We start from the raw sequence: 23,999 nt of genomic DNA on the forward strand, positions 1-23,999 counted from the left end.
ATGTGCGGACGGTACGCGGCGAGCCGCAGGCCCGAGGATCTCGCGGGCATCTTCGAGATAGAGAAGTGGGAGCCGCAGGAGTCCCTGGAGCCCGACTACAACGTGGCCCCCACCAAGGAGGTCTACGCGGTCCTGGACCGTCCGCTCAAGGACGACCCCGACCCGCGCCCGGTGCGGCAGCTGCGCAGACTCAAGTGGGGGCTCGTCCCGTCCTGGGCGAAGACGCCCGAGGGCGGCGCACGCATGATCAACGCCCGCGCCGAGACGGTCCACGAGAAGCCGTCCTACCGCCGCGCCTTCGCCGCCCGCCGCTGCATCCTGCCCGCCGACGGCTACTACGAGTGGGTCACCGGTACCCAGGAGCGGGAGCTGGAGGTGGAGGGCAAGCGGAAGCGGCCCCGCAAGCAGCCGTACTTCGTCACCCCCGCCGACGGCTCGGTGTTCGCGATGGCCGGCCTCTACGAGTTCTGGCGGGACCGCACCCTGCCGGACGACCACCCGGGGGCCTGGTGGGTGACCTGCTCCGTGATCACCACCGAGGCGGAGCGGACCCCGCTCGCGGTCGGCCCGGCCGAGGGGCCGCGGTCGCTCGCCGACATCCACCCGCGGATGCCGCTGATGCTCACCCCGGACCGCTGGGACGCCTGGCTCGACCCGTCCCGCACCGACCCGGGCGAGCTGCGCGAGCTGCTCGCCCCGCCGCCCCCGGGGCTGATGCGCGCCTACCCGGTGAGCACGGCGGTCAGCAACGTCCGCAACAACGGGCCGGAGCTCCTGAAGGAGCTGGCGGCCCCCGAGGAGGGCACACTCTTCTGATGTGACCACCGCTTCCGATGTGACGACCGAGACCATCGACACCGACGCCGGGCCGGCCCGTGTCACCTGGCACGCCGCCCGGTCCGGGCCGCGCCTGGTCCTCGCCGTGAGCCACGGCGCGGGCGGCGGCATCGAGGCCAGGGACCTGGTGGCGCTCGCCGGGACGCTGCCCGCGCACGGCGTCACCGTGGCCCTGGTCGAGCAGCCCTGGCGGGTGGCCGGCAAGAAGGTCGCCCCCGCCCCGAGGACCCTGGACACCGGCTGGCGCGGCGTCTGGCCCGCGCTCACCGCGCCCGGCCTGCCGGTGATCTCCGGCGGGCGCAGCGCGGGCGCCCGCGTCGCCTGCCGCACCGCCCGCGAGCTGGGGGCCCGTGCCGTGCTGGCGCTGAGCTTCCCGCTGCACCCGCCGGGCCGGCCGGAGAAGTCCCGTGCCGACGAACTGCTCGGCGCCGGCGTGCCCACCCTCGTGGTGCAGGGCGGCAACGACCCGTTCGGCCGCCCCGAGGAGTTCCCCGAGGGCCCCTACGAGCTGGTGGAGATCCCGCACGGCGACCACGGCTTCGCGGTGCCCAAGCGGGCCGGCGTCACCGAGCAGGAGACGATGGCCCGGCTCACGGACGCGGTCGTGAGGTGGACCGGCTCGCTGGAGTGAGGGAGGTGAGGGCGGGGCAGCCCGCCCGGCGCCGGGCACGCCCGCCCGGCGCCGGCCCCGGGGACCATCGCCGCCCGCCTCTCGCTGCCGCCCCCGGACGGTGCCCGCCCCGGTCCGGCTGCCGCCCCCGGACGGTGCCCGCCCGGTCCCGCCATCGCCCTCCGGGGAATGCCCGGCCGCCCCCCGCTGTTGGAGGGGACGTACGTGCCGGCCGACGGCACCGCCGTCACAGCAAGGGAGTCCGCCGCATGGGTTCTGTCCACTGCCCGAGCCGCACCAGCCGCGCCGACCTGGACTGGACGGTGCTGCACGCGGCGAAGACCGCTCCTATTCGGGCGGCGGGCGGACCGGATCGTCGTCTATCCTCCGATTCGAGTGGGGCCGGTCTCGGTCCCGCGTCGACCTTGGAGGAGGTGGGTCCGGTTCCCGGTACCGACGCAGGGACCGATCACGGCCAGGCGGAGCAGCCCGAGAGCCGGGGCGGCACGGGCGCGGAGTCGACCGCCGAGCGCAACATGCGCTTCGAACGGGACGCGCTCGAGTTCCTCGACCAGATGTACTCGGCGGCGCTGCGCATGACGCGCAACCCGGCCGACGCGGAGGACCTGGTGCAGGAGACCTACGCCAAGGCGTATGCGTCGTTCCACCAGTTCCGCGAGGGCACCAACCTCAAGGCCTGGCTGTACCGGATCCTCACCAACACCTTCATCAACTCCTACCGCAAGAAGCAGCGCGAGCCGCAGCGCAGCGCCGCGGAGGACATCGAGGACTGGCAGCTCGCCCGCGCCGAGTCGCACATGTCGACCGGACTGCGCTCGGCCGAGTCGCAGGCGCTGGACCACCTGCCCGACTCGGACGTGAAGGCCGCACTCCAGGCGATCCCCGAGGAGTTCCGCATCGCCGTCTATCTGGCGGATGTCGAGGGCTTTGCGTACAAGGAGATCGCCGACATCATGGGGACACCCATCGGTACGGTGATGTCCCGGCTGCACCGCGGCCGCCGCCAGCTGCGCGGCATGCTCGAGGACTACGCCCGCGAACGCGGACTGGTCCCGGCCGGCGCCGGAGAGTCGAACGAAGCGAAAGGCTCGGGGTCATGAGCTGCGGAGAGCCGCACGAGACGGATTGCAGCGAAATCCTCGATCATCTCTACGAGTTCCTCGACCGTGAGATGCCCGATGACGACTGTGCGAAGTTCGAGCACCACTTCGAGGAATGCTCACCGTGCCTGGAGAAGTACGGCCTGGAGCAGGCCGTGAAGAAGCTCGTCAAGCGGTGCTGCGGGCACGACGACGTGCCGGGCGACCTGCGGTCGAAGGTCATGAGCCGCATCGAGCTGATCCGCTCCGGCGAGACGGTGCCCGACCACGACGTCGCCGCCTCACCGGCCACACCACAGGAGTCCTGACCACCGAGGAGCCCCGCACCCCTCGCGTCACTCGTACGTGCTAATCCCCGGCTTATCGGCCCGCCCGGGTGCCGGCGCGCCCTAGGCTCCGGAGGCTGACGGGCGGCAGGCCGAGAGCGGCCGGCACGGTCGGGGAGGGGCTCATGGAGGCGTTACCGGCACGAGCCCGCATCTGTGTGACGGGCGCGGCGCTGGTCGCGCTGCTGTGCCTGCTGCCGCTGCCGGCACCGGACGATCCGGCCTGGTGGTGGCAGGCCGCCGCACTGCTCGCCCTGCTCTACGCCGCCGGCGAGTGGCTCGTCCGCTCCGCCCGCCCCGGAGCGGCGAACCCGTCCGGCACCCTCTATCCCGTGCTGCTCGCCGGGGCCTTCCTGCTGCCGCCGCACGCCGCCGCGCTGGTCGCCCTGCCCGCGGCGCTGCTCGCCCCCGTGGAGCAACCCCCGCTGCTGCCGCGGCGGATCTGGCGCGCCGCCCAGCTGGTGCTCGCCGTCCGGGCCGCCGCCGAGACCCACACGGCGGCCGGCGGACGGGAGGCGGTCGCCGGCTGCGAGGTGCCCGCGGCACTCGCCGCCGCAGGGGCCGCCGTCGTCGCCTTCAGCCTGGTGCTGACCCTGCTGGACTGCCTCGTTCTCGCCCTCACCTCGGGCAGTCCGCTGCGCCGCGCGGGCCGCACCGGCGGTGACGCCTGGTGGCGGCTGCTGCTGAGCTCCCTGGCGCCGCTCACCGTGCACGGGCTGGCCGGCCTGATGATGGCGCTGCTGTGGCGCAGCCCCTACGGCCCGGTGGCCGCGCTGCTGGTGCTGCTGCCGATGGGGGTCTCCTGGTGGGCCTTCGCCCAGTACCACCGGGAGCGCGCCGCCCACCAGGCGACCATCCGGGCCCTGGTGCAGGCCGTCGACATCAAGGACGGCTACACCCGCGGGCACAGCGAACGCGTCGGGCAGGCCGCCATGATGATCGCCCGCGAACTCGGCATGGACGACGAGCGGGTCGAGGTGCTGCGCTTCGCCGGCATCCTGCACGACGTCGGCAAGCTCGGCGTGCCCACCCGGCTGCTCACCAAGGACGGCCCGCTCACCCCCGAGGAGCGGCGGATCATCGAACTGCACCCCGAGTACGGGCACGAGATGGTGCGGGGCATCGCCTTCCTGGGTGAGGCCCGCGCCGCAGTGCTCCACCACCACGAACGCCTCGACGGCACCGGCTACCCCTACGGCCTCGCGGGCAGTCAGATCCCGGAGTCGGCGCGGGTGGTGGCCGTCGCCGACGCCTTCGACGCCATGACCTCCACCCGCTCCTACAGCCGGGCCCGCCCGGTGCCCGTGGCGCTGAAGGAGCTCCAGCGGTGCGCCGGGGCGCACTTCGACCCGCGGATGGTGGCCGCCCTGGTCCGGGTGATCGGGCGGGTCGGCTGGCATCCCGCGGTCACCGCCGACCAGTCCCCGGCCCGGGTGCCCCCGCCCGCCGCGCCGGCTGCCGACCGGTCCGGGGCCCGGAGGTGATCCCCCGCCCGCCCCTGCACACCGCCGTGCACGGCGCGGCTGCCGCCGTGGCCGGCGGCTGCCTGGGCAGCACCCTGTGGCACGGTCTGGAGAGCCGCGGTGCCGCCCTCGCCTTCGGCATCCTGGTCGCCGTCGGTGAGCTCACCCGCCGCGGCCGCACCCCCGTCCGGCAGGCCGCGCCGCTGGCCGCCGCGGGCTCCCTCGCCTACGGGCTGCTCGGCGAGATCGGCGGGCGCCCCACCACGCACGGCGCCGCCCAGGTCGTCACCGTGGTCCTCGCCGCCTCCCTGCTCGGCAGCGTGCCGCACGTCGGGCGCGGGCACGGGCCCACCCTGGACCACCTGGCGCGCCGGGTGCTCACCGTCGGCTTCGTCGCCGTCTGCTTCCAGCCGCCGCGCAACCGGGGCACGTTCGACGACTGGGGCGGCCCCGCCTACGCGCTGCTGCTGCTTCTGCTGCTGTCGCTGACCATGCTGTGCGACGCCGTGCTCGCCGCCGCCCTGGCCCACTCCCGGCACGGCTGGCCCTTCGGGCCGGTGCTGCGGGACGAGCTGCGTGCCGTGCCCGGCATCGGTGCCGCGGTCATCGCGACCGGGGCGGTGATGGCGCTCGCGGTCGCCGTGGTCGGCCTGTGGGCGCTGCCGGTCTTCTCGGTGCCGCTGCTGCTCGCCCAGCTGGCGCACCGGCGGGTGGCCGCGGTGCGCGCCACCTACCGGCAGACCATCGCCTCCCTCGCCCGGGCCACCGAGATCGCCGGGTACACCCCGGCCGGGCACGCCCGCCGGGTCGCCGCGCTCAGCCAGGCGGTCGGCCGCGACCTCGGGCTGACCGAGCCCGAGCTGACCGTGCTGGAGTACGCGGCCCTGATGCACGACATCGGCCAGCTCAGCCTCGTCGACCCGGTCCCGGCCGGCGCCACCGCCGGCCTGCCGCGGACGGAGCAGCGGCGGATCGCCCTGCTCGGCGGCGCCGTCGTCCGGCAGACCGGGGTGGACCCGCGGGTCGCCCGGATCGTCGAGCAGCAGGCCGACCCCCACCGGGAGCAGCTGCTGGCCGCCCGGATCGTGCGCGCGGTCAACGCGTACGAGGAGAAGTCCCGGGAAGGCGGCCCCGGCGGGCCCCTCACCGCGCTGGAGGAACTGCGGCTGGGCACCGCCGGGGAGTACGCGCCGGAGGTGGTCGAGTCGCTGGCCCGTGTGCTGTCGAGGAACCCGGAGGTGATGCGTGAACAGAGGGGCTGAGCGTGGCGGGAGCCACGCGGGAGACAGGGGGAAGAACTGTCTGACCCGCCTCGGGGCTGGGTAACCCATGGGTAATGAGCGCCCTTGCGGCCGTACGTGGTTGGATGCGAACAAGAGGGTGTCCGGGGGGCGCGAGCAAGGATCAGCCGGCCCACCGCACGGAACTGGCAGGCGGGAATCGTGAGGATCTTCGGCAAGGGACGGCACCGGCCCTCCGCCTCCTGGCGGGAGGCGACGGACCGGGCGTTCACGCTCATCGGCGACGGGCGTTACGAGGACGCGGGCGCACTGCTGACACGTGCTGCCGATCTGGAGCCCTGGCTGTCGGAGTCCTGGTTCAACCTGGCGCTGCTGCACAAGTTCCGGCACGACTGGGAGCAGGCGCGGGCCGCGGGACTGCGGGCGGTGGCGCTGCTGGACCGGGACACCGGGGCCCCCGACTGGTGGAACGTCGGCATCGCCGCGACCGCCCTGCAGGACTGGCCGCTGGCCCGCCGCGCCTGGCAGGCCTACGGCCTGAAGGTGCCCGGCGCCGCCACCGACTCCGGTGAGCCGCTCGGCATGGACCTGGGCAGTGCGGCCGTGCGGCTCTCCCCGGAGGGGGAGGCCGAGGTGGTGTGGGGGCGGCGGCTCGATCCGGCCCGGATCGAGGTCCTGTCCATCCCGCTGCCGTCCTCGGGGCGGCGCTGGGGCGAGGTCGTTCTGCACGACGGGGTGCCGCACGGCGAGCGCAGCACGGCCGCCGGGCACACCTACCCGGTGTTCGACGAGATCGAGCTGTGGGCGCCGTCACCCGTGCCGACCTGGGTGGTGCTGCTGGAGGCGGCCAGCGAGGCGGACCGGGACGCGCTGGAGCAGCTGGCCGCGGACGCCGGGTTCGCGGCGGAGGACTGGTCGTCGTCGGTGCGGCTGCTGTGCCGGATGTGCTCGGAGTCGCGGATGCCGTCCGACGAGGGCGAGGGCGAGCACCTCGACCCGCACGACCACAGCGAGCCGGGCCACCCCGGACCGCTGGGGCACCGGACCGACGGGCAGCTGTGGGTGCCGGAGCGCGAGTGCGGGGTGGCGGCGCCGGCCGCGCTGGTCAGGGGGCTGCTGGACGGCTGGGTGGCGGACAGCCCGGACACCCGGGACTGGCGGGACCTCGAGGAGGTCTGCTAGCCGGGACCGCCGTGGGCTCCCGGGCACCGGACGCCCTTCGCGCACCGGATGCGGTGCCGCGCCCCTCCAGGGGCGCTTGCACGTACCCTGTATCAGCAGTGCAACCCCCTTTTGCTTGCAGGAAGGCTTACGTCGGCATGGCTCAGCAGGACACCGAACAGCGGCGCGCGGGCGTGCTCCCCGTGGACGACGAGGGGTACGTCATCGACACGGAGGACTGCGAGGAGCGTGAGGCCGCCTACCGCGAGCGGGGCACCTCCCGTCCGATCACGGTCGTGGGCAACCCGGTGCTGCACAGGGAGTGCCGGGACGTCACCGAGTTCGACGACGAGCTGCGCAAGCTGGTGGACGACATGTTCGCCAGCCAGCGCACCGCCGAGGGGGTGGGCCTGGCCGCCAACCAGATCGGCGTCGATCTGAAGGTGTTCGTCTACGACTGCCCGGACGACGAGGGCGTGCGCCACGTCGGTGTGGTCTGCAATCCCAAGCTCGTCGAACTGCCCGCCGAGAAGCGCCGGCTCGACGACAGCAACGAGGGCTGCCTGTCCGTGCCGACCGCCTACGCGCCGCTGGCCCGGCCGGACTACGCCGAGGTGACCGGGCAGGACGAGTGGGGCAACCCGATCAAGGTGCGCGGCACCGGATACTTCGCGCGCTGTCTGCAGCACGAGACCGATCACCTCTACGGCTACCTGTACATCGACCGGCTGTCGAAGCGGGAGCGCAAGGAGGCGCTGCGGCAGATGGCCGAGAACGAGCCGCGCTACCCCGTCGTGGCCAACGACTGATCTTCTCGAACCTGACCCTGCGGCGTCCCGCCGGCGGCCCCGGCCGCCACGGCGGGACGCCGTTCGTATGTTCGTCACACGTTCGATCCCCTGCGGGTCGTGTCCTGATACAGAATTAGACACACATGGGGAGAATCTCGGCATCTGGGGGTAGTGAAAGAAGCAAATCCATTCCCAGAACGGTCAGTTGTGGTGCTGAATGGTTGTGCGGGGATGCGTGACACCGGCGCACGCCCGGCACGGGGGACGGGTGCGTGTCAACTGGCCGCTGAGAGGGGATTGTTCGTGCATGCTTTGTCACACGGCACCACATCCGCACCGAGCGCCATCGCAGTTCCACCGTCGTTGTCCCTCCCGTTGATCGAGAGGGCGTTTCCGCGTCAACTCCATCCGTATTGGCCGACGCTCCAGAAGCGGACCCGGGCGTGGCTGCTCGAAAAGCGGCTCATGTCGGCGGACAAGGTGGCGGAATATGCCGACGGACTGTGCTACACCGACCTGATGGCGGGCTACTACATAGGAGCCGCCGACGAGGTCCTGCAGGCCATCGCCGACTACAGTGCGTGGTTCTTCGTCTGGGACGACCGGCACGACCGCGACATCGTGCACGGCAGGCCCGCCGCCTGGCGGCGGCTGAAGGACCAGCTGCACACCGCCCTCGACAGCCCCGACGACCACCTCGGTCACAGCGATCCACTGGTCGCGGGCTTCTCGGACAGCGTGCAGCGGCTCTACTCTTTCCTGACCGACCGCTGGAACCTCCGGTTCGCCGGGCACTTCCATGAGGTGATCGAGGCCTACGACCGCGAGTTCCACAACCGCACCGGCGGAGTGGTCCCCGGCGTCGAGGAGTACCTGCAGCTGCGCCGGCTCACCTTTGCGCACTGGATCTGGACGGATCTGCTCGAGCCCAGTGCGGGATGTGAACTCCCGGCCGAGGTGCGGGAGAATCCGGCGTTTCACCGGGCGGCACTGCTCAGCCAGGAATTCGCCGCCTGGTACAACGACCTCTGCTCGCTCCCGAAGGAGATCGCGGGCAATGAGGTGCACAATCTCGGAATCAGTCTCATCACGCACGAGGGGCTGACTCTGGAAGAGGCGATCGCCGACATGCGGCGGCGCATCGAGAATTGCATCTCCGAATTCATGGCCGCGGAAAGCGAGGCATTACGGTTCGCCGACTCCCTCGACGACGGGACGGTGGGAGGAAAGGAACTCAGCGGCGCCGTACAGTCCTGCCTCGGCAATATGCGCAATTGGTTCAGCTCCGTCTACTGGTTCCACCACGAGTCCGGTCGGTACATGGTCGACAGCTGGGACGACCGGTCCACGCCCCCGTACGTCAACAACGAAGCGGCAGGTGACACATGACCGTCGAGTCGGTGCGGCCCGAAGCAACCGCGACACACTCAGCCGACGGACTGCGGCAGCCGCCGGTGGCCGGGGGCGCGGTCCCCGTCCTCGGCCACGGCTGGAAGCTGGTCCGCGACCCGCTCGCCTTCCTGGCCCAGCTGCGCGACCACGGCGACGTCGTCCGCCTCAAGCTGGGCCCCAAGACGGTGTACGCCGTCACCACCCCCGCCCTCACCGGAGCGGTGGCCCTCAGTCCCGACTACATCATCGCCGGCCCGCTGTGGGAGTCCCTGGAGAGCCTCCTCGGCAAGCAGGGAGTGGCCACCGCCAACGGGCCGCTGCACCGCCGCCAGCGGCGCACCATCCAGCCCGCCTTCCGGCTCGACGCGATACCCGCCTACGGACCGATCATGGCGGAGGAGGCGTACGCGCTGGTGGAGCGCTGGCGCTCGGGACAGGTCCTGGACGTCACCGCGGAGTCCTTCCGGGTGGCGGTGCGGGTCGCCGCCCGCTGCCTGATGCGCGGCAGCTACATGGACGCCCGCGCGGAGCGCATCTGCGCCTCGCTCGCCACTCTGTTCAGCGGCATGTACCAGCGCATGGTGGTGCCGCTCGGCCCGCTTTATAAGGTGCCGCTTCCGGCCAACCGGGAATTCAACCGCGCGCTGGCCGATCTGCACCTCCTGGTGGACGAGATCGTCGCCGACCGCCGGGCAAGCGGTCAAAAGCCGGACGATTTGCTGACGGCTTTGCTCGAGGCGAAGGACGAGAATGGCCGGCCCATCGGGGAACAGGAGATCCACGACCAGGTCATCGCGATACTCACGCCCGGCAGTGAAACCGTCGGATCCGTAGTCATGTCGCTACTCCTGGTTCTCACCGAACGCCCGGAGATCGGGGACAAGATCCGCGACGAGGTGAAAGCGGTCGTCGGTGACCGGCAGGTCGCATTCGAGGACGTGCGAAAGCTGACGTACACCGCGAATGTCGTGACCGAGACCTTGCGCCTGTATCCGGCCGTCTGGATATTGACCCGGCGGGCGGTGGCCGACACGGAACTCGGCGGATACCGCATTCCCAAGGGGGCCGACCTCATCTACAGCCCGTACGCCATCCAGCGCGACCACCGGTCGTACCGGCGGCACAAGGAGTTCGACCCCGACCGCTGGCTCCCCGAGCGGTCCAAGGAGGTGCCGAAGTACGCGATGAGCCCCTTCAGCGTGGGCAACCGCAAGTGCCCCAGCGACCACTTCTCGATGGCCGAGCTGACGCTCATCACCGCGGCGATCGCCTCCAACTACCGGTTCGAGCACGCACCCGGCTCGGACACCCGGCCCCGCATCGGTATCACGCTGCGGCCCAGGCGGCTGATGCTGCGGGCGCTGCCCCGCTGACCGGCCGGCACGGCGCGCCTCGCTGACCGGTCGACCGGCGCGCGTTCAGGCGGCCTCCGTGCCCCTGAACGTGCGCCGGTAGGCCTGCGGAGTGGTCCCCACGGCGCGCACGAAGTGGTGGCGCAGCGCCGCCGCGTTGCCGAAGCCGGTGCGGCCCGCGATCGTGTCCACCGTCTCGTCGGTCTGCTCGAGCAACTGCTGGGCGAGCAGCACCCGCTGGCGCAGGATCCAGCGGTAGGGCGTGGTGCCGGTCTCCTGCTGGAAGCGCCGGGCGAAGGTGCGCGGCGACATGTGGGCGCGGGCGGCGAGCTGCTCGACGGTGACCTCCTGGTCGAGATTGCGCTCCATCCACACCAGCACCTCGGCCACCGTGTCCCCGCGGTGCTGCGGCAGCGGGCGCTCGATGTACTGGGCCTGGCCGCCGTCGCGGTGCGGAGGCACCACCATGCGCCGGGCGATCTTGTTGGCCACCTCCGGGCCCTCCTCCTTGCGCACCAGGTGCAGGCAGGCGTCGATCCCGGCGGCGGTGCCCGCGGAGGTGATCACCGGGTCCTCGTCCACGTAGAGCACGTCCGGCTCCACCGTCAGATGCGGATACTGCCTGCTCAGCGTCTCGGCGTGGCGCCAGTGCACGGTGCAGCGGCGGCCCTCGAGCAGCCCGGCCGCGGCGAGCACGAAGACCCCGGAGCAGACGCTGAGCACCCGGGCACCCCGGTCCACCGCCCGGCGCAGGGCCTCGAGCAGTTCCGGCGGGAAGGGGCGGCTCTCGAAGCCGGACCCGGCGGGCACGGCGACCAGGTCGGCCTCCTCGAGCCGATCCAGACCGTGCTCCACCTGGAGGGTGAGGCCCGAGTTGCAGCGCAGCACGGGGCCCTCCGCCGAGGCCACGGCGAAGTCGTACACCGGCAGTCCCTCGTCGCTGCGGTCGATGCCGAAGACCTCGCAGACGACACCGAGTTCGAAGGGGTTCACGCCGTTCAGCAGGACGGCCGCCACGTTGCGGAGCATGCGCCCAGTGTGCCGCGTCATTGGCAGTAAATCGAGGGTGTGCGACAGTCCTGCCACTGTTTGTAAGGAGTGTCCGGCGCAACAGTGGTGTTCATGGATACCGCACACGTGGAAGCGCTGATCGGAATGCTCGTCGTTCTCGCCCTGTTCGCCCTGATGGTCCTCCCCGCCGCGATCGGCATCGCGCACGAGCGGAGGATCGACCGTCAGCTCCGCCGGGCCGGGACCGCCAGGGACACGACACGGGACACGTCCCGTGCCCCCGCCGGCCGCACGCCGGCCTCCGCCGGCCACCCGTCGCGCCGCGGTGCCACCTCGCAGCACACCGCACGAGCGGCGTGAGGCGAGGTGGCACCCGAGCGGACCCCGGCCGGACCGCGCCCGGAGACCGGGACCGCCTCAGCGGAGACCGGGACCGCTCTCCCAAAGACCCGGAAGGACGGCTAGAAGTCCTCGTCCAGGTCGACCGTGCCCTCCACGGCGACCTGGTACGCGGACGGGCGCCGCTCGAAGAAGTTGGTCAGCTCCTGCACCCCCTGCAGCTCCATGAAGGAGAACGGGTTCTCCGAGCCGTAGACGGGGGCGAAGCCCAGCCGGGTCAGCCGCTGGTCGGCGACGCACTCCAGGTACTGCCGCATCGACTCGGTGTTCATCCCCGGCAGCCCGTCGCCGCACAGGTCACGGGCGAACTGCAGCTCCGCCTCGACCGCTTCGCGCAGCATGTCGGTCACCTGCCGGCCCAGCTCCTCGTCGAACAGCTCCGGCTCCTCCTTGCGCACGGTGTCGACCACGTCGAAGGCGAACGACATGTGCATCGTCTCGTCGCGGAACACCCAGTTGGTGCCGGTCGCCAGCCCGTGCAGCAGGCCCCGGCTGCGGAACCAGTACACGTAGGCGAAGGCCCCGTAGAAGAACAGGCCCTCGATGCAGGCGGCGAAACAGATCAGATTGAGCAGGAAGCGGCGGCGGTCCGCCCGGGTGCGCAGCCGGTCGATCTCCTCCACGGAGTCCATCCACTTGAAGCAGAACTCGGCCTTCTCCCGGATCGACGGGATGTTCTCCACGGCCGCGAAGGCGGCGGCCCGGTCGTCGGGGTCGGGCAGATAGGTGTCGAGCAGCGTCAGATAGAACTGGACGTGGACGGCCTCCTCGAACAGCTGACGGCTCAGATACAGCCGCGCCTCGGGCGAGTTGATGTGCTTGTACAGCGTCAGCACCAGGTTGTTCGCCACGATCGAGTCGCCGGTGGCGAAGAACGCCACCAGCCTGCCGATCAGATGCTGCTCGGCAGGGCTGAGCCTGGCGAGGTCGGCCACGTCGGAGTGGAGGTCGACCTCCTCCACGGTCCAGGTGTTCTTGATGGCGTCCCGGTAGCGCTCGTAGAAGTCGGGGTACCGCATCGGCCGCAGCGTCAGTTCGAAGCCGGGGTCGAGCAGGTTCTGGGGACGGGTGGTGCTGGTGGTCACTGGCATGCCTCGCAGGACTCGGGGTTCTCCAGGGAGCAGGCGACCGCCCCGGGATCGGCGGTGGTCTGCGCGGGGACGGTGGGCTGCTGGGCCCGGGCCGCGCGGGCGATCCGGGTCGCCGGGCGCGAACGCAGGTAGTACGTCGTCTTCAGGCCCGACTTCCAGGCGTACGCGTACATCGAGGAGAGCTTGCCGATGGTCGGCGTCTCCATGAACAGGTTCAGGGACTGGGACTGGTCCAGGAACGGCGTGCGGGCGGCGGCCATGTCGATCAGGCCGCGCTGCGGGATCTCCCAGGCCGTGCGGTACAGGCGCCGCACGTCCTCGGGGATCCATGCCAGGTCCTGCACCGAGCCGTTCGCCTCGCGCAGCGCCTCCCGGGTGCGCGCGTCCCACACCCCGAGCCGCTTCAGGTCCTCCACCAGATACGAGTTGACCTGGAGGAACTCACCCGAGAGCGTCTCGCGCTTGAACAGGTTGGACACCTGTGGCTCGACGCACTCGTAGACGCCCGCGATGGAGGCGATGGTGGCGGTCGGCGCGATCGCGAGCAGCAGCGAGTTGCGCAGCCCGGTGGACGCGATCCGCTCCCGCAGCGCCGCCCAGCGCTCCGGCCAGGCGAACTCGACGTCGTAGTGATCGGGATGCAGCACGCCCCGGGCCGTGCGGGTCTTCTCCCAGGCGGGCAGCGGCCCCTTGCGCTCGGCCAGGTCGGCGGAGGCCTCGTAGGCGGCGAGCATGATCCGCTCGGCGATCCTGGTGGAGAGCGCCCTGGCCTCGGGGGAGTCGAAGGGCAGCCGCAGCTTGAAGAAGACGTCCTGCAGCCCCATCGCGCCCAGGCCCACCGGCCGCCACCTGGCGTTGGACCGGCCCGCCTGCTCGGTCGGGTAGAAGTTGATGTCGACGACCCGGTCGAGGAAGGTCACGGCCGTGCGCACGGTCTCGTCGAGCCGCTCCCAGTCGATGTCCCCGGTCGCCGGATCGGCGAACGCGCCGAGGTTGACCGACCCCAGGTTGCACACCGCCGTCTCGCCGTCGCTGGTGACCTCCAGGATCTCGGTGCAGAGGTTGGAGGAGTGGATCACCTGGCCGGGCTCGGCGGTCTGGTTGGCGGTGCGGTTGGCGGCGTCCTTGAAGGTCATCCAGCCGTTGCCGGTCTGCGCGAGGGTGCGCATCATCCGCCCGTACAGCTCCCGCGCGGGCAGGGTCTTCCTCGCCAGGCCCGCCGCCTCCGCTCTGCGGTAGGCCGCGTCGAACTCCTCCCCCCACAGGTCGACCAGTTCGGGCACGTCCGAGGGCGAGAACAGCGACCACTGCTCGTCGGCGGCGACCCGCCGCATGAACTCGTCCGGCACCCAGTGCGCCAGGTTCAGGTTGTGCGTGCGCCGGGCGTCCTCACCCGTGTTGTCGCGCAGCTCGAGGAACTCCTCGATGTCCGAGTGCCAGGTCTCCAGGTACACCGCCGCGGCGCCCTTGCGCCGGCCGCCCTGGTTGACCGCGGCCACCGAGGCGTCCAGCGTCTTCAGGAACGGCACGATGCCGTTGGAGTGCCCGTTGGTGCCGCGGATCAGCGAACCCCGGGAGCGGATGCGGGAGTACGACAGGCCGATGCCGCCGGCGTGCTTCGACAGGCGGGCCACCTGGTGGTAGCGGTCGTAGATGGAATCCAGCTCGTCCCTGGGGGAGTCCAGCAGATAGCAGGAGGACATCTGCGGGTGGCGGGTGCCGGAGTTGAACAGCGTGGGGGAGGAGGGCAGATAGTCGAGACGGCTCATCAGCCGGTACAGCGCCGCGACCTCCTCGAGGGCGCGGACGGTGTCGTTCTCGGCGAGACCGGCTGCCACCCGCAGCAGGAAGTGCTGGGGCGTCTCGATCACCTTGCGGGTGATCGGGTGCCGCAGCAGATAGCGGCTGTGCAGGGTGCGCAGGCCGAAGTAGCCGAAGCGGTCGTCCGCGCCGGTGTCGATCAGCGCGTCCAGGCGCTCGGCGTGCCGCCGGACGAAGGCCGCGGTCCGGTCGGCGATCAGGCCCTCGCGGTGACCGGTCGCGACCGAGGTGGTGAACGAGGTGACGCCCTGGGAGGCGGCCTCGGCACGGATGCCGATGGTCAGCAGCCGGGCGGCGAGCCGGGAGTAGGCGGGGTCCTCGGAGATCAGCCCGGCCGCCGCCTCGGTGGCCAGCTCCCGCAGCTCCGCCTCGTCGGCGCGGGCGGAGCGGCCGCGCAGCGCGGCCGCGGCCACCCGGCCGGGGTCGGCGTCGGGCAGGTCGGCGGTCAGCTCGGTCAGGGTCCGCAGCAGCGCGGCACCGGGACCGTCGCCCGCCTCGGTCACGTCGATCGCTGAAGCCGGATCGGCTGGCGCGATGGTCACGTGGGGTCTCCCTCGCTCGGCACAGGGGCCTCGGCGAGGGCAGGAGGCAGCTCACGAGCGCACGCGGCGCCGCGTCCACCGGCCCATTCCGCGAGGCCCGGACGTCAGGGCACCCGGCCGGACGGCCGGGCGCACTGTCGGCAGGTCCTCGGACTTGGCTCGTGGACGCGCACGGGATGCGGGCACGCACGAGTACACCGTTGCGGGACAGTTCCGGATTCGCACCGGATTCCCCTGCGGCGACAGCGAGCATGAGCATACATCTTGTGCCGGGTGCTGCGAGCACCCCCATATGTTGTGCCGCGCTGCTGTCAGAGTGTCAGTTCATAGGTGAGCAGCGTGAGGTCGTACAGGTGCGGGAGCGGGTTCCAGTCCCGCTCGGGGGTGCGGACGAAGCCGAGCCGTTCGTAGATGCGGTGCGCCGTGCGCATCGACGCCTGCGTGGACAGCACGATCCGCTCCCGCCCGAGCGCCCGCGCCCGCTCCGCACAGGCGCGCACCAGCGCCTCCCCGGCACCCCGCCCGCGGCCGGCCCGGTCCACCGCGAGCATCCGTATCTCGGCCTCGCCCGGCCCGGCGATGTCCGCCATCGGCCCTGCCTCCGGCACGAAGGTCACCCCGCCCAGCAGCCGCCCCCGCTCCTCGGCGACGAGCACCTCGGCGGCGGCCGCCCGCTTCGCCACGTCCCGCAGCTCGCCCAGGTAGGGGTCGCTCTCCCCGAAGTCCAGCAGCCCGTCGTCGAGATAGGCCCGGGCGGTGATCTCCCCCAGCTCCTCGTACTCCTCGGTCTGCACCGGCCTGATGACGATGTCCATGGGCCGAGTCTGCCGCACGGGTACGACAACGGGCCTGCCACGCACGGTACGGCGACGGGTCCGCCGCACGGGTGCGACGAGGGGTCTGCCGCACGCGGGTACGACGACGGGCCGCCGGATCACTCCGGCGGCCCGTCGTCCGGCCCGCGACGGCGCGGGAACCACGCCTGGTGGGTCGGCGCGTCAGTGCTTGGAGGCCGCGGTGGCCGGCGGCAGCTCCACCTGCACGCCGGGGTCGCCCGCGTCCGCCGTGTAGTCCGACGGCTGGGTCTCGTCCCGGCCCTCGGGCGCCTTCACCGCGCGGAGCACGAAGGTCAGCGCCACCGTGACCAGCACGTTGATCACGAAGGCGGTGAGACCGATGTACCCGATCTCGCCGATGCCCGGGATCTCGTCCGCGGACCCGCCGAAGTGCTTCTGGGTCGGCGAGGACACCCCGTACGCGGCGGCCGTGCCGTAGATCATGCCGACCGCCCAGCCGGCGAGCAGCGCCCACCGGTGGAACCAGCGGGTGAACAGGCCGCCCACCAGCGCCGGGAAGGTCTGCAGGATCCAGATGCCGCCGAGCAGCTGGAAGTTGATCGCCACCGTCTTGTCCATGGTCAGGACGAAGACCAGCGCACCCACCTTCACCAGCAGCGAGACCAGCTTGGACACCCGCGTCTCGTCCTTGGGCGTGGCGTCGGGCTTGATGAAGTCCTTGTAGATGTTGCGGGTGAACAGGTTGGCCGCCGCGATCGACATGATCGCCGCCGGCACCAGCGCGCCGATGCCGATGGCCGCGAAGGCCACGCCCGCGAACCAGTCGGGGAACATGTTCTCGAACAGCTGCGGGATCGCCAGCTGGCCGTTCTGCACCTTCACCCCGGCCGCGATCGCCATGAAGCCGAGCAGCGCCAGCAGACCCAGCATCAGCGAGTACAGCGGCAGGATCGTGGTGTTGCGGCGGATCACCTCACGGCTGCGCGAGGACAGCGTCGCGGTGATCGAGTGCGGGTACATGAACAGCGCGAGCGCCGAGCCGAACGCCAGCGTGGCGTAGGTCCACTGGCCCGCGTCGCCCGGCACCAGCGCACCGCGCGGCTGGCCGGTGGCCGGGTTGGTCTCGCTGAACGCCTTGCTCGCGCTGGCGAAGATGTCGTCGAACCCGCCGAGCTTGATCGGGATGTAGATGATCGCCACCGCGATCACCACGTAGATCAGCGTGTCCTTGACGAACGCGATCAGCGCGGGCGCCCGCAGACCGGACGAGTAGGTGTACGCGGCCAGCACACCGAAGGCGATCAGCAGCGGCAGGTCCTTGATGAACCAGTTGGTGTGCTCCCCGCCGCCGACGCCCATCACGTCGAGCACGGCCTGGATGCCGACCAGCTGCAGCGCGATGTACGGCATCGTCGCCAGGATGCCGGTGAGCGCCACCGCGAGCGACAGCCCCTTCGAGCCGAAGCGGCCGCGCACGAAGTCGGAGGTGGTCACATAGCCGTGCTTGTGCGACACCGACCACAGGCGCGGCAGGAAGGTGAAGATCAGCGGATACACCAGGATCGTGTACGGCACCGCGAAGAAGCCCGCCGCGCCGGCCGTGTAGATCGCCGCCGGGACCGCCACGAAGGTGTACGCGGTGTACAGGTCACCACCCAGCAGGAACCAGGTCACCCAGGTGCCGAACGACCGACCGCCCAGGCCCCATTCGTCCAGGGTGTGCTCGTTCGCCGCCTTGCGCCAGCGCGCGGCCAGGAAGCCCATGACCGTGACCAGCACGAAGAAGAAGATGAAGACGGCGAGCGCTACGACGTTGACGTCCTCGTTCACTGCTCCGCACCGCCCTTCGAGGCCTTGCGGGCACGCTGGTCACGCTGCCAGAGCTTGTACGCGATCATCGTCAGCGCGGTCGAGATCAGCACCCACAGCATCTGGTACCAGTAGAAGAACGGGATGCCGATCAGCACCGGGTCGGTCTTGGCGTACGAGCCGACCCACAGCATGGCGACGAACGGTGCGACGAGGCAGAGACCGATGACGACGCGCACGGGCGTCACCACCGGTTCCCTGCCGGTGTCTGGGGCTTGCGACATCTGCGGCTCCTGTCCCCTCACGGATCACCGGCTGGCAATGCGCAGGAAATCTAGGTCAGGCGCACCAGGTCAGGAACCCCGTGTCCGCTCAGCGGTATGCGAGCGCTGCTCAACCGCAAAACAACAGCAACGAAATCTCTGTCAACCGTCCGATTCGCCGGGAACGCGGGGTGCGACACGGGCCCCGGCAGCGGTCGCGACGGACGCCCCGGCAGCGGTCGCGACGGACGCCCCGGCAGCGGTCTCGACGGACGCCCCGGCAGGCGGTCCCGGCAGGCGCCCCGTCCGGCGCTCACTCCTGCGGGCGCTTGAGCCGGGCGACGAACTTGTACCGGTCGCCCCGGTACACCGAGCGCACCCACTCCACCGGCTTGCCGTCGCGGTCCAGCGAGTGCCTGGAGAGCATCAGCATCGGCAGGCCCACGTCCGTGCCCAGAAGGCCGGCCTCGCGCGGCGTGGCCAGCGAGGTCTCGATGGTCTCCTCGGCCTCCGCCAGATGCACGTCGTAGACCTCGGCGAGGGCCGTGTAGAGCGAGGAGTACTTCGCCAGGCTGCGGCGCAGCGCCGGGAAGCGCTTGGCGCTCAGATGGGTGATCTCGATGGCCATGGGCTCGCCGTTGGCCATCCGGAGGCGCTCGATGCGCAGCACCCGGCCGCCCGGCGCGATGTCCAGCAACTCGGCGAGCCGGTCGTCGGCCGTGATGTACCCCAGGTCGAGCAGCTGCGAGGTCGGCTCGAGTCCCTGGGCGCGCATGTCCTCCGTGTACGAGGTCAGCTGCAGCGCCTGCGACACCTTGGGCTTGGCGACGAACGTGCCCTTGCCCTGGATGCGCTCCAGGCGCCCCTCGACCACCAGCTCCTGCAGCGCCTGGCGCACGGTGGTGCGCGAGGTGTCGAACTCCGCGGCCAGCGTCCGCTCCGGGGGCACCGGCGTGCCGGGCGGCGCGGTCTCGGTCATGTCCAGCAGGTGCTTTTTCAGCCGGTAGTACTTGGGCACGCGCGCCGTACGGACCGTGGTCCCGTTCTCGTTCTCCGCACTGCTGACGTCGGTGCTCATGCTCTGCCTTCCCGGCTCCGAGTCCCGAAGCGACCGACATCCCCATCGGCCACGGACCACATCGTGGCACGGCTCGCGGCGGGGCGGTGCCCCGCACGCTCCGTGATCTCCTCTGTATACCGCCGGGACGGGGGCTGGTCTAGTCCATGACGGGGTGGTGAGACGGTGATCAGAGCCCCTGCCAGTGCGGCTTGTTCGCGTAGGTGTGACGGAAGTAGTCGGCCAGCTTCAGCTTGGAGGCGGCGGCCTCGTCGACCACCACGGTGGCGTGCGGGTGCAGCTGCAGCGCCGAGGCCGGGCACACCGCGGCGACCGGGCCCTCCACCGTGGCCGCGATCGCGTCCGCCTTGCCCTCGCCGGTGGCGAGCAGCACCAGGTGGCGGGCCTCCAGGATGGTGCCGATGCCCTGGGTGATGACGTGGTGCGGCACCTGCTCGATGTCGCCGTCGAAGAAGCGCGCGTTGTCGATCCGCGTCTGCTCGGTCAGCGTCTTGATCCGGGTGCGCGAGGCGAGGGAGGAGCACGGCTCGTTGAAGCCGATGTGCCCGTCCGTGCCGATCCCGAGCAGCTGCAGGTCCACACCTCCCGCCTCGGCCAGCGCCCTGTCGTACGCCTCGCAGGCGGCCTGCACGTCCTCGGCGGTCCCGTCGGGGCCCATGAACGACTCCACCGGGATGCCGAGCGGCTGGAGCACCTCGCGCCGCAGCACCGAGCGGTACGACTCGGGGTGGTCGGCGGGCAGGCCCACGTACTCGTCGAGCTGCGCCACCCGGGCCCGGGAGGCGTCGACCGCACCGGCACGCACCTTCGCGGCCAGCGCCTCGTACACGGGCAGCGGCGTGGAGCCGGTGGCCACGCCGAGCAGGGCGTCGGGCTTGCGCCGCAGGAGCTGAGCGATGGCCTCGGCGATGAGTTCGCCGCCGGCCGGGGCGTCCGGAACGATGACAACTTCCACGCTGGGCCTGCCGATCTGGAAGGAGGGGCTCGGGCCGGGCGGGACGCCGGTGCGGGCGCCCGTCCCGGATGTGGTTTAGACCAATCTAACAGAGGAGCGGGTCCCGCCCCATGGCCCTTCTTCCCTCTCTTCCGCGTCTTCTCCGCGTCTTCTCCGCGTCTTCGTGTCCCTGCTCCGGGTACCCCGGCATCCCGGCGGTGTGCGCGGACGGCTCGCGCTCGCCGGGGTCCTCGCCCCGCGTGTCCCCGCGGGGCGCCGGCGTCATCACATTCGGGAAAACTGCACGGCCGAGCGGCTCCGCAGGGGAACTCCTTCGAGCTAGGCTGCGTTCTGAACGTGACGCCGGCCCGAACGCCGGGCAGAGGCGGAGAACGGGACGGGAACGACGTCGCGAGCATGGACATGGCTAGTGGTCTAGTCCACAATGCCAGACAGGAACACACAGACCTGCCTTCCCCCGCACAGGAAGGCGGACCGAGGATCCGGGGCTCTCTGCCCTGACTGCACCGGATCCTCACGCTCGGCCGACCGGGACCGCACACCCCACGGCCGATCATGCTCCGGGCTGCGGTGCCGGGAGGGTTGAGGGTCCCTCCCAGGCGCCGCGGCCCGCGGGTGTCTCAGGGCCGTACCGAAGGCGGTCCAGGGCGCACCCCGCCGGCGTCCCGGGGGCGTACCCCGCGGGTGTTTCAGCGCTGCACGATCGCGCGGGTACGCTCGCTGACGTGCCCTCCATGAACGAACTCGTACGCCAGCACACCGCCCTCGACGACACCGATCTCGAGTGGCTCCACCTGCTGGTCTCGGAGTGGCAGCTGCTCTCCGACCTCTCCTTCGCCGACCTGGTGCTGTGGGTGCCGACCCGTGACGGCACCCGCTATGTCTCCGTCGCCCAGATGCGGCCCAACACCGGCCCCACCTCCTACCAGGACGACATGGTGGGCCACCTGGTCCCGCGCGGCCGCCGGCCCATGCTGGACGCGGCACTCGACGAGGGCCGGATCGTGCGCGAGGGGGACCCCGAGTGGCGCGAGGAGGTGCCGGTCCGCGTCGAGTCGATCCCGGTGCGGCGCGACGGACGGGTCCTCGGGGTGATCGCCCGCAACACCAATCTGCTCACCGTGCGCACCCCCAGCCGGCTCGAGCTCACCTACCTCCAGAGCGCCTCCGACCTCGCCCAGATGATCGCGGCCGGAGCCTTCCCGTTCGCGAACCAGCAGCTGGACATGGACGCCTCGCCCCGCGTCGGCGACGGGCTGATCCGCCTCGACGCCGACGGCATCGTCCAGTACGCCTCCCCGAACGCGCTGTCCGCCTACCACCGGCTGGGCCTCGCCGCCGACCTGGTCGGCCACCACCTCGGCCGCACCACCGCCGAACTGGCCCCTTCCCGCGGGCCTGTCGACGAGGCGCTGGCCAAGGTCGCCAGCGGCTGGGCGCCCCGCGAGTTCGAGATCGAGGCGCACGACGGGGTGATCCAGTTCCGTGCCATCCCGCTCAAGCCGAAGGGCACGCGCATCGGTTCGCTGGTGCTGCTCAGGGACGTCACCGAACTTCGCCGCCGCGAACGGGAGTTGATCACCAAAGACGCCACCATCCGGGAGATCCACCACCGGGTGAAGAACAACCTCCAGACGGTGGCCGCACTGCTGCGCCTGCAGGCCCGCCGGATCGGTTCCGACCGCGGCCGGGAGGCGCTGGAGGAGGCGGTGCGCCGGGTCGGCTCGATCGCGATCGTGCACGAGACGCTCTCCCAGAACCTCGACGAGCGCGTCGAGTTCGACGACATCGCCGACCGTGTGCTGGCGATGGTCGCCGAGATCTCGCCGGGCAAGGTGACCGGCCGGCGTTCGGGCCGCTTCGGCATCCTGGACGCAGAGGTGGCCACCCCGCTGTCGATGGTGCTCACCGAGATCTTGCAGAACGCCCTGGAGCACGGGTTCCGCGAGGGCGACACCGGCACGGTCGAGGTCTCCGCGGTGCGCGGCGGCACCAGCCGGGAGGCCCGGCTGCTGGTCACCGTCCAGGACGACGGGGTCGGTCTGCCCGAGGACTTCGACCCGAAGACAGCCGGCAATCTGGGTCTGCAGATCGTCCGGACCCTGGTGGAGGGTGAGCTGGGCGGCACCTTCGACATGGTTCCGGCGCCGGAGCGGGGGACCAGGGTGATCCTGGACATCCCCGTGCAGGTCGACAAGTAGGTGACCTGGGACAGACGGCGAGTCGGGGTGCGTGGACGGCAAAGAGCCCCGGACCGGTGAACGGTCCGGGGCTGATGCGCATTCGGGAACTGCGCGCTGCGGCTCGGGGGCGGGAGATGCGTACGCGGTGCACGCGCCGCCAAGCTCAGGCTGTCAGCAGGGGTGGGTGTGTCAGGCGGAGGCCTGACGGGCCCGGTTGCGGGCGGCGCGGCGCTTCATCGCACGGCGCTCGTCCTCGCTGAGACCACCCCAGACGCCGGAGTCCTGGCCGGACTCGAGCGCCCACTGCAGGCACTGCTCGATCACCGGGCAGCGGCGGCAGACGGCCTTGGCTTCCTCGATCTGCAGCAGCGCAGGACCGGTGTTGCCGATGGGGAAGAAGAGCTCGGGGTCTTCCTCGCGGCAAACGGCGTTGTGACGCCAGTCCATGGCTGCTACCTCTCCTTGGTATTACTGCGGGTTGCTTGTGAATGTGAACGCTTTCACGAATCCCTCAACAAGGGAAGGGCCGACCGCCAGGTTCCCTGGCGTGGTCCTTGGGTTCGTAGAGGGGTTCCGGTGATCTGTGGAGGCCGGTGTTGCGGGCCGTCCCGATCGCCAAGTAGAGACTCGCAAACCTCGACCCCGGATACAACCCCTTCCAGGAAGTTTTTTTGGATTCTTCGGTGTCGACTAGGTCACAGCCGTACTTCCATGGGGTGGACCCTGGCCTAAACGTTCGAGTGAAAGGACTTTGGGCCGTTCTGCTCACACAATCACACGCAGTGCACGGCGTACGCCTGTGAACGTCACGCTGGTACGCAGCCCCAGGTGGTCACCGTCCATCTGAAGGGGCAGTGGCACCTTCGAATGCAAGGTGAACTGGGTGAGATCGTGCCGGGAGACGGCGTGCCGGCCCTTGGGACCGCGCTCAGGGGACGAAGCGAGCAACTGCGTGCCATACCGGGCAACCGCGGCGGCGGACAGGCGCTTCAGACCGAAGATGTCCAGGCCGGTGTCGAAGGAGGCCTTGGGGGAGGCGTAGATCGGGCGGTTGCCCAGGAACGTCCACGGCGAGGTGTTCGAGACTATGGAGAGCACCAGGTCCTCGACCGGCTCCTCGCCCGGCACCTCCAGGCTGATCACCCCGTGCCGCCGGTGCGGCTCGCCGAACAGCGCCCGCACGACCTGCCGCATGTAGAGGGAGTGCGTCGACTTCTTTCCGCGCTCGCGGTGCTGCTCGACCCGGCCGACCACGCCCGCGTCGAAGCCGAGCCCCGCGTTGAAGGTGAACCAGCGGGCCGGGACCGCCTCGTCCTCGGTGCCCGGCGTGCCCGAGGCGAGGCCCAGGCCGACCGTGCGCTCGCGCCCCTCGCGCAGCGCGTCCAGCAGCACGCCCGTGGCCTCCACCGGCTGGTTCGGCAGACCGAGGGCGCGGGCGAAGACGTTGGTGGAGCCGCCCGGGACCACCGCGAGGCCCGGCAGATGCTCCGGGTCGGGTCCCGCGTGCAGCAGTCCGTTGACCACCTCGTTGACCGTGCCGTCCCCGCCGAGGGCGACCACCAGGTCTATGTCGTCGCTCAGCGCGGCCTGCCGGCCGAGATCGCGTGCGTGCCCGCGGTACTCGGTGGTGACCGCGTCGAGTTTCATCTCACTGGCGAGCGCATGGATCAGCACGTCGCGCGTGCGCGCACTGGTAGTCGTTGCCGCCGGATTGACCACGAGAAGTGCACGCATGCGATGCAGGGTACCTACTGGG

The 23,999-nt window shown here is 71.1% G+C and carries 22 protein-coding genes and 1 riboswitch; of the genes, 12 read left to right on the forward strand and 10 right to left on the reverse strand.

Going from position 1 to position 23,999, the window contains the following annotated elements; genetic code table 11:
* From HCJ93_RS20845 to HCJ93_RS20890, 10 genes are all read left to right on the forward strand, one after another.
* Complete coding sequence (locus HCJ93_RS20845) at window positions 1-816, forward strand: SOS response-associated peptidase (RefSeq protein WP_167997283.1); 816 nt, start codon at window positions 1-3, stop codon at window positions 814-816.
* 1 nt (window position 817) lies between these two features.
* Window positions 818-1,468, forward strand: coding sequence for an alpha/beta hydrolase family protein (locus HCJ93_RS20850; RefSeq protein WP_309141462.1), 651 nt, complete (start codon window positions 818-820; stop codon window positions 1,466-1,468).
* A gap of 413 nt (window positions 1,469-1,881) precedes the next feature.
* Window positions 1,882-2,568, forward strand: a complete 687-nt coding sequence (gene sigR / locus HCJ93_RS20855) for an RNA polymerase sigma factor SigR (RefSeq protein ID WP_309141463.1) — start codon at window positions 1,882-1,884, stop codon at window positions 2,566-2,568.
* Window positions 2,565-2,876: a mycothiol system anti-sigma-R factor gene (gene rsrA, locus HCJ93_RS20860; RefSeq protein WP_167997285.1), complete on the forward strand. Its 312-nt coding sequence runs from the start codon at window positions 2,565-2,567 to the stop codon at window positions 2,874-2,876. The genes sigR and rsrA overlap by 4 nt, the downstream gene beginning before the upstream one ends.
* Window positions 2,877-3,019: 143 nt before the next feature.
* Entirely contained in the window at window positions 3,020-4,378 is a 1,359-nt protein-coding gene (locus tag HCJ93_RS20865; protein WP_167997286.1) for an HD-GYP domain-containing protein, read from the forward strand.
* Window positions 4,375-5,619: an HD-GYP domain-containing protein gene (locus HCJ93_RS20870; protein ID WP_309141464.1), complete on the forward strand. Its 1,245-nt coding sequence runs from the start codon at window positions 4,375-4,377 to the stop codon at window positions 5,617-5,619. The genes HCJ93_RS20865 and HCJ93_RS20870 overlap by 4 nt, the downstream gene beginning before the upstream one ends.
* Before the next feature lie 180 nt (window positions 5,620-5,799).
* Entirely contained in the window at window positions 5,800-6,780 is a 981-nt protein-coding gene (locus tag HCJ93_RS20875; RefSeq protein ID WP_167997287.1) for a tetratricopeptide repeat protein, read from the forward strand.
* Between the two features lie 137 nt (window positions 6,781-6,917).
* Window positions 6,918-7,568 (forward strand): peptide deformylase, encoded by a 651-nt coding sequence (gene def, locus HCJ93_RS20880; protein ID WP_167997288.1) that lies wholly within the window; start codon window positions 6,918-6,920, stop codon window positions 7,566-7,568.
* Window positions 7,569-7,853: 285 nt separating this feature from the next.
* A complete protein-coding gene (gene cyc1 / locus HCJ93_RS20885) occupies window positions 7,854-8,939 on the forward strand; it encodes an epi-isozizaene synthase (RefSeq protein WP_309141465.1) in 1,086 nt (361 codons plus the stop codon).
* Complete coding sequence (locus HCJ93_RS20890; RefSeq protein ID WP_167997289.1) at window positions 8,936-10,315, forward strand: bifunctional albaflavenone monooxygenase/terpene synthase; 1,380 nt, start codon at window positions 8,936-8,938, stop codon at window positions 10,313-10,315. The genes cyc1 and HCJ93_RS20890 overlap by 4 nt, the downstream gene beginning before the upstream one ends.
* Before the next feature lie 45 nt (window positions 10,316-10,360).
* On the opposite strand, the gene HCJ93_RS20895 is transcribed toward HCJ93_RS20890, so the two are convergent.
* Entirely contained in the window at window positions 10,361-11,323 is a 963-nt protein-coding gene (locus HCJ93_RS20895; RefSeq protein ID WP_167997290.1) for a GlxA family transcriptional regulator, read from the reverse strand.
* A 93-nt stretch (window positions 11,324-11,416) separates the two neighbouring features.
* Between HCJ93_RS20895 and HCJ93_RS20900 the strand changes: the two genes are divergently transcribed.
* Window positions 11,417-11,665 carry a hypothetical protein gene (locus tag HCJ93_RS20900; RefSeq protein ID WP_167997291.1) on the forward strand — a complete coding sequence of 83 codons (249 nt, stop codon included), beginning with the start codon at window positions 11,417-11,419 and terminating at the stop codon, window positions 11,663-11,665.
* 101 nt (window positions 11,666-11,766) lie between these two features.
* On the opposite strand, the gene HCJ93_RS20905 is transcribed toward HCJ93_RS20900, so the two are convergent.
* From HCJ93_RS20905 to nagB, 7 genes are all read right to left on the reverse strand, one after another.
* Complete coding sequence (locus HCJ93_RS20905) at window positions 11,767-12,723, reverse strand: ribonucleotide-diphosphate reductase subunit beta (protein ID WP_373563596.1); 957 nt, start codon at window positions 12,721-12,723, stop codon at window positions 11,767-11,769.
* A gap of 62 nt (window positions 12,724-12,785) precedes the next feature.
* The gene (locus tag HCJ93_RS20910; protein ID WP_167997293.1) at window positions 12,786-15,158 is read right to left on the reverse strand and encodes a ribonucleoside-diphosphate reductase subunit alpha; all 2,373 of its coding nucleotides are present in this window, start codon (window positions 15,156-15,158) and stop codon (window positions 12,786-12,788) included.
* A 122-nt stretch (window positions 15,159-15,280) separates the two neighbouring features.
* Window positions 15,281-15,417: riboswitch (cobalamin riboswitch) on the reverse strand.
* A gap of 52 nt (window positions 15,418-15,469) precedes the next feature.
* Window positions 15,470-15,973: a GNAT family N-acetyltransferase gene (locus tag HCJ93_RS20915; RefSeq protein WP_167997294.1), complete on the reverse strand. Its 504-nt coding sequence runs from the start codon at window positions 15,971-15,973 to the stop codon at window positions 15,470-15,472.
* 183 nt (window positions 15,974-16,156) lie between these two features.
* Complete coding sequence (gene mctP / locus HCJ93_RS20920; protein WP_167997295.1) at window positions 16,157-17,785, reverse strand: monocarboxylate uptake permease MctP; 1,629 nt, start codon at window positions 17,783-17,785, stop codon at window positions 16,157-16,159.
* On the reverse strand, window positions 17,782-18,048 hold the full coding sequence (locus HCJ93_RS20925; protein ID WP_167997296.1) for a DUF3311 domain-containing protein: 267 nt from the start codon (window positions 18,046-18,048) through the stop codon (window positions 17,782-17,784). The genes mctP and HCJ93_RS20925 overlap by 4 nt, the downstream gene beginning before the upstream one ends.
* 292 nt (window positions 18,049-18,340) lie before the next feature.
* Window positions 18,341-19,105 carry a GntR family transcriptional regulator gene (locus HCJ93_RS20930; protein ID WP_167997297.1) on the reverse strand — a complete coding sequence of 255 codons (765 nt, stop codon included), beginning with the start codon at window positions 19,103-19,105 and terminating at the stop codon, window positions 18,341-18,343.
* Between the two features lie 169 nt (window positions 19,106-19,274).
* Window positions 19,275-20,060: a glucosamine-6-phosphate deaminase gene (gene nagB / locus HCJ93_RS20935; RefSeq protein ID WP_167997298.1), complete on the reverse strand. Its 786-nt coding sequence runs from the start codon at window positions 20,058-20,060 to the stop codon at window positions 19,275-19,277.
* Between the two features lie 734 nt (window positions 20,061-20,794).
* On the opposite strand from nagB, the gene HCJ93_RS20940 reads away from it, so the two are divergent.
* A complete protein-coding gene (locus tag HCJ93_RS20940) occupies window positions 20,795-22,261 on the forward strand; it encodes a sensor histidine kinase (protein WP_167997320.1) in 1,467 nt (488 codons plus the stop codon).
* Window positions 22,262-22,432: 171 nt separating this feature from the next.
* On the opposite strand, the gene HCJ93_RS20945 is transcribed toward HCJ93_RS20940, so the two are convergent.
* Window positions 22,433-22,690 (reverse strand): WhiB family transcriptional regulator, encoded by a 258-nt coding sequence (locus tag HCJ93_RS20945; protein WP_003992873.1) that lies wholly within the window; start codon window positions 22,688-22,690, stop codon window positions 22,433-22,435.
* A 318-nt stretch (window positions 22,691-23,008) separates the two neighbouring features.
* Window positions 23,009-23,977: a diacylglycerol/lipid kinase family protein gene (locus HCJ93_RS20950; protein WP_167997299.1), complete on the reverse strand. Its 969-nt coding sequence runs from the start codon at window positions 23,975-23,977 to the stop codon at window positions 23,009-23,011.
* Between the last annotated feature and the right edge of the window lie 22 nt (window positions 23,978-23,999).

The sequence above is a fragment of the Streptomyces composti genome (assembly GCF_012034205.1).
Lineage (GTDB): Bacteria > Actinomycetota > Actinomycetes > Streptomycetales > Streptomycetaceae > Streptomyces > Streptomyces composti.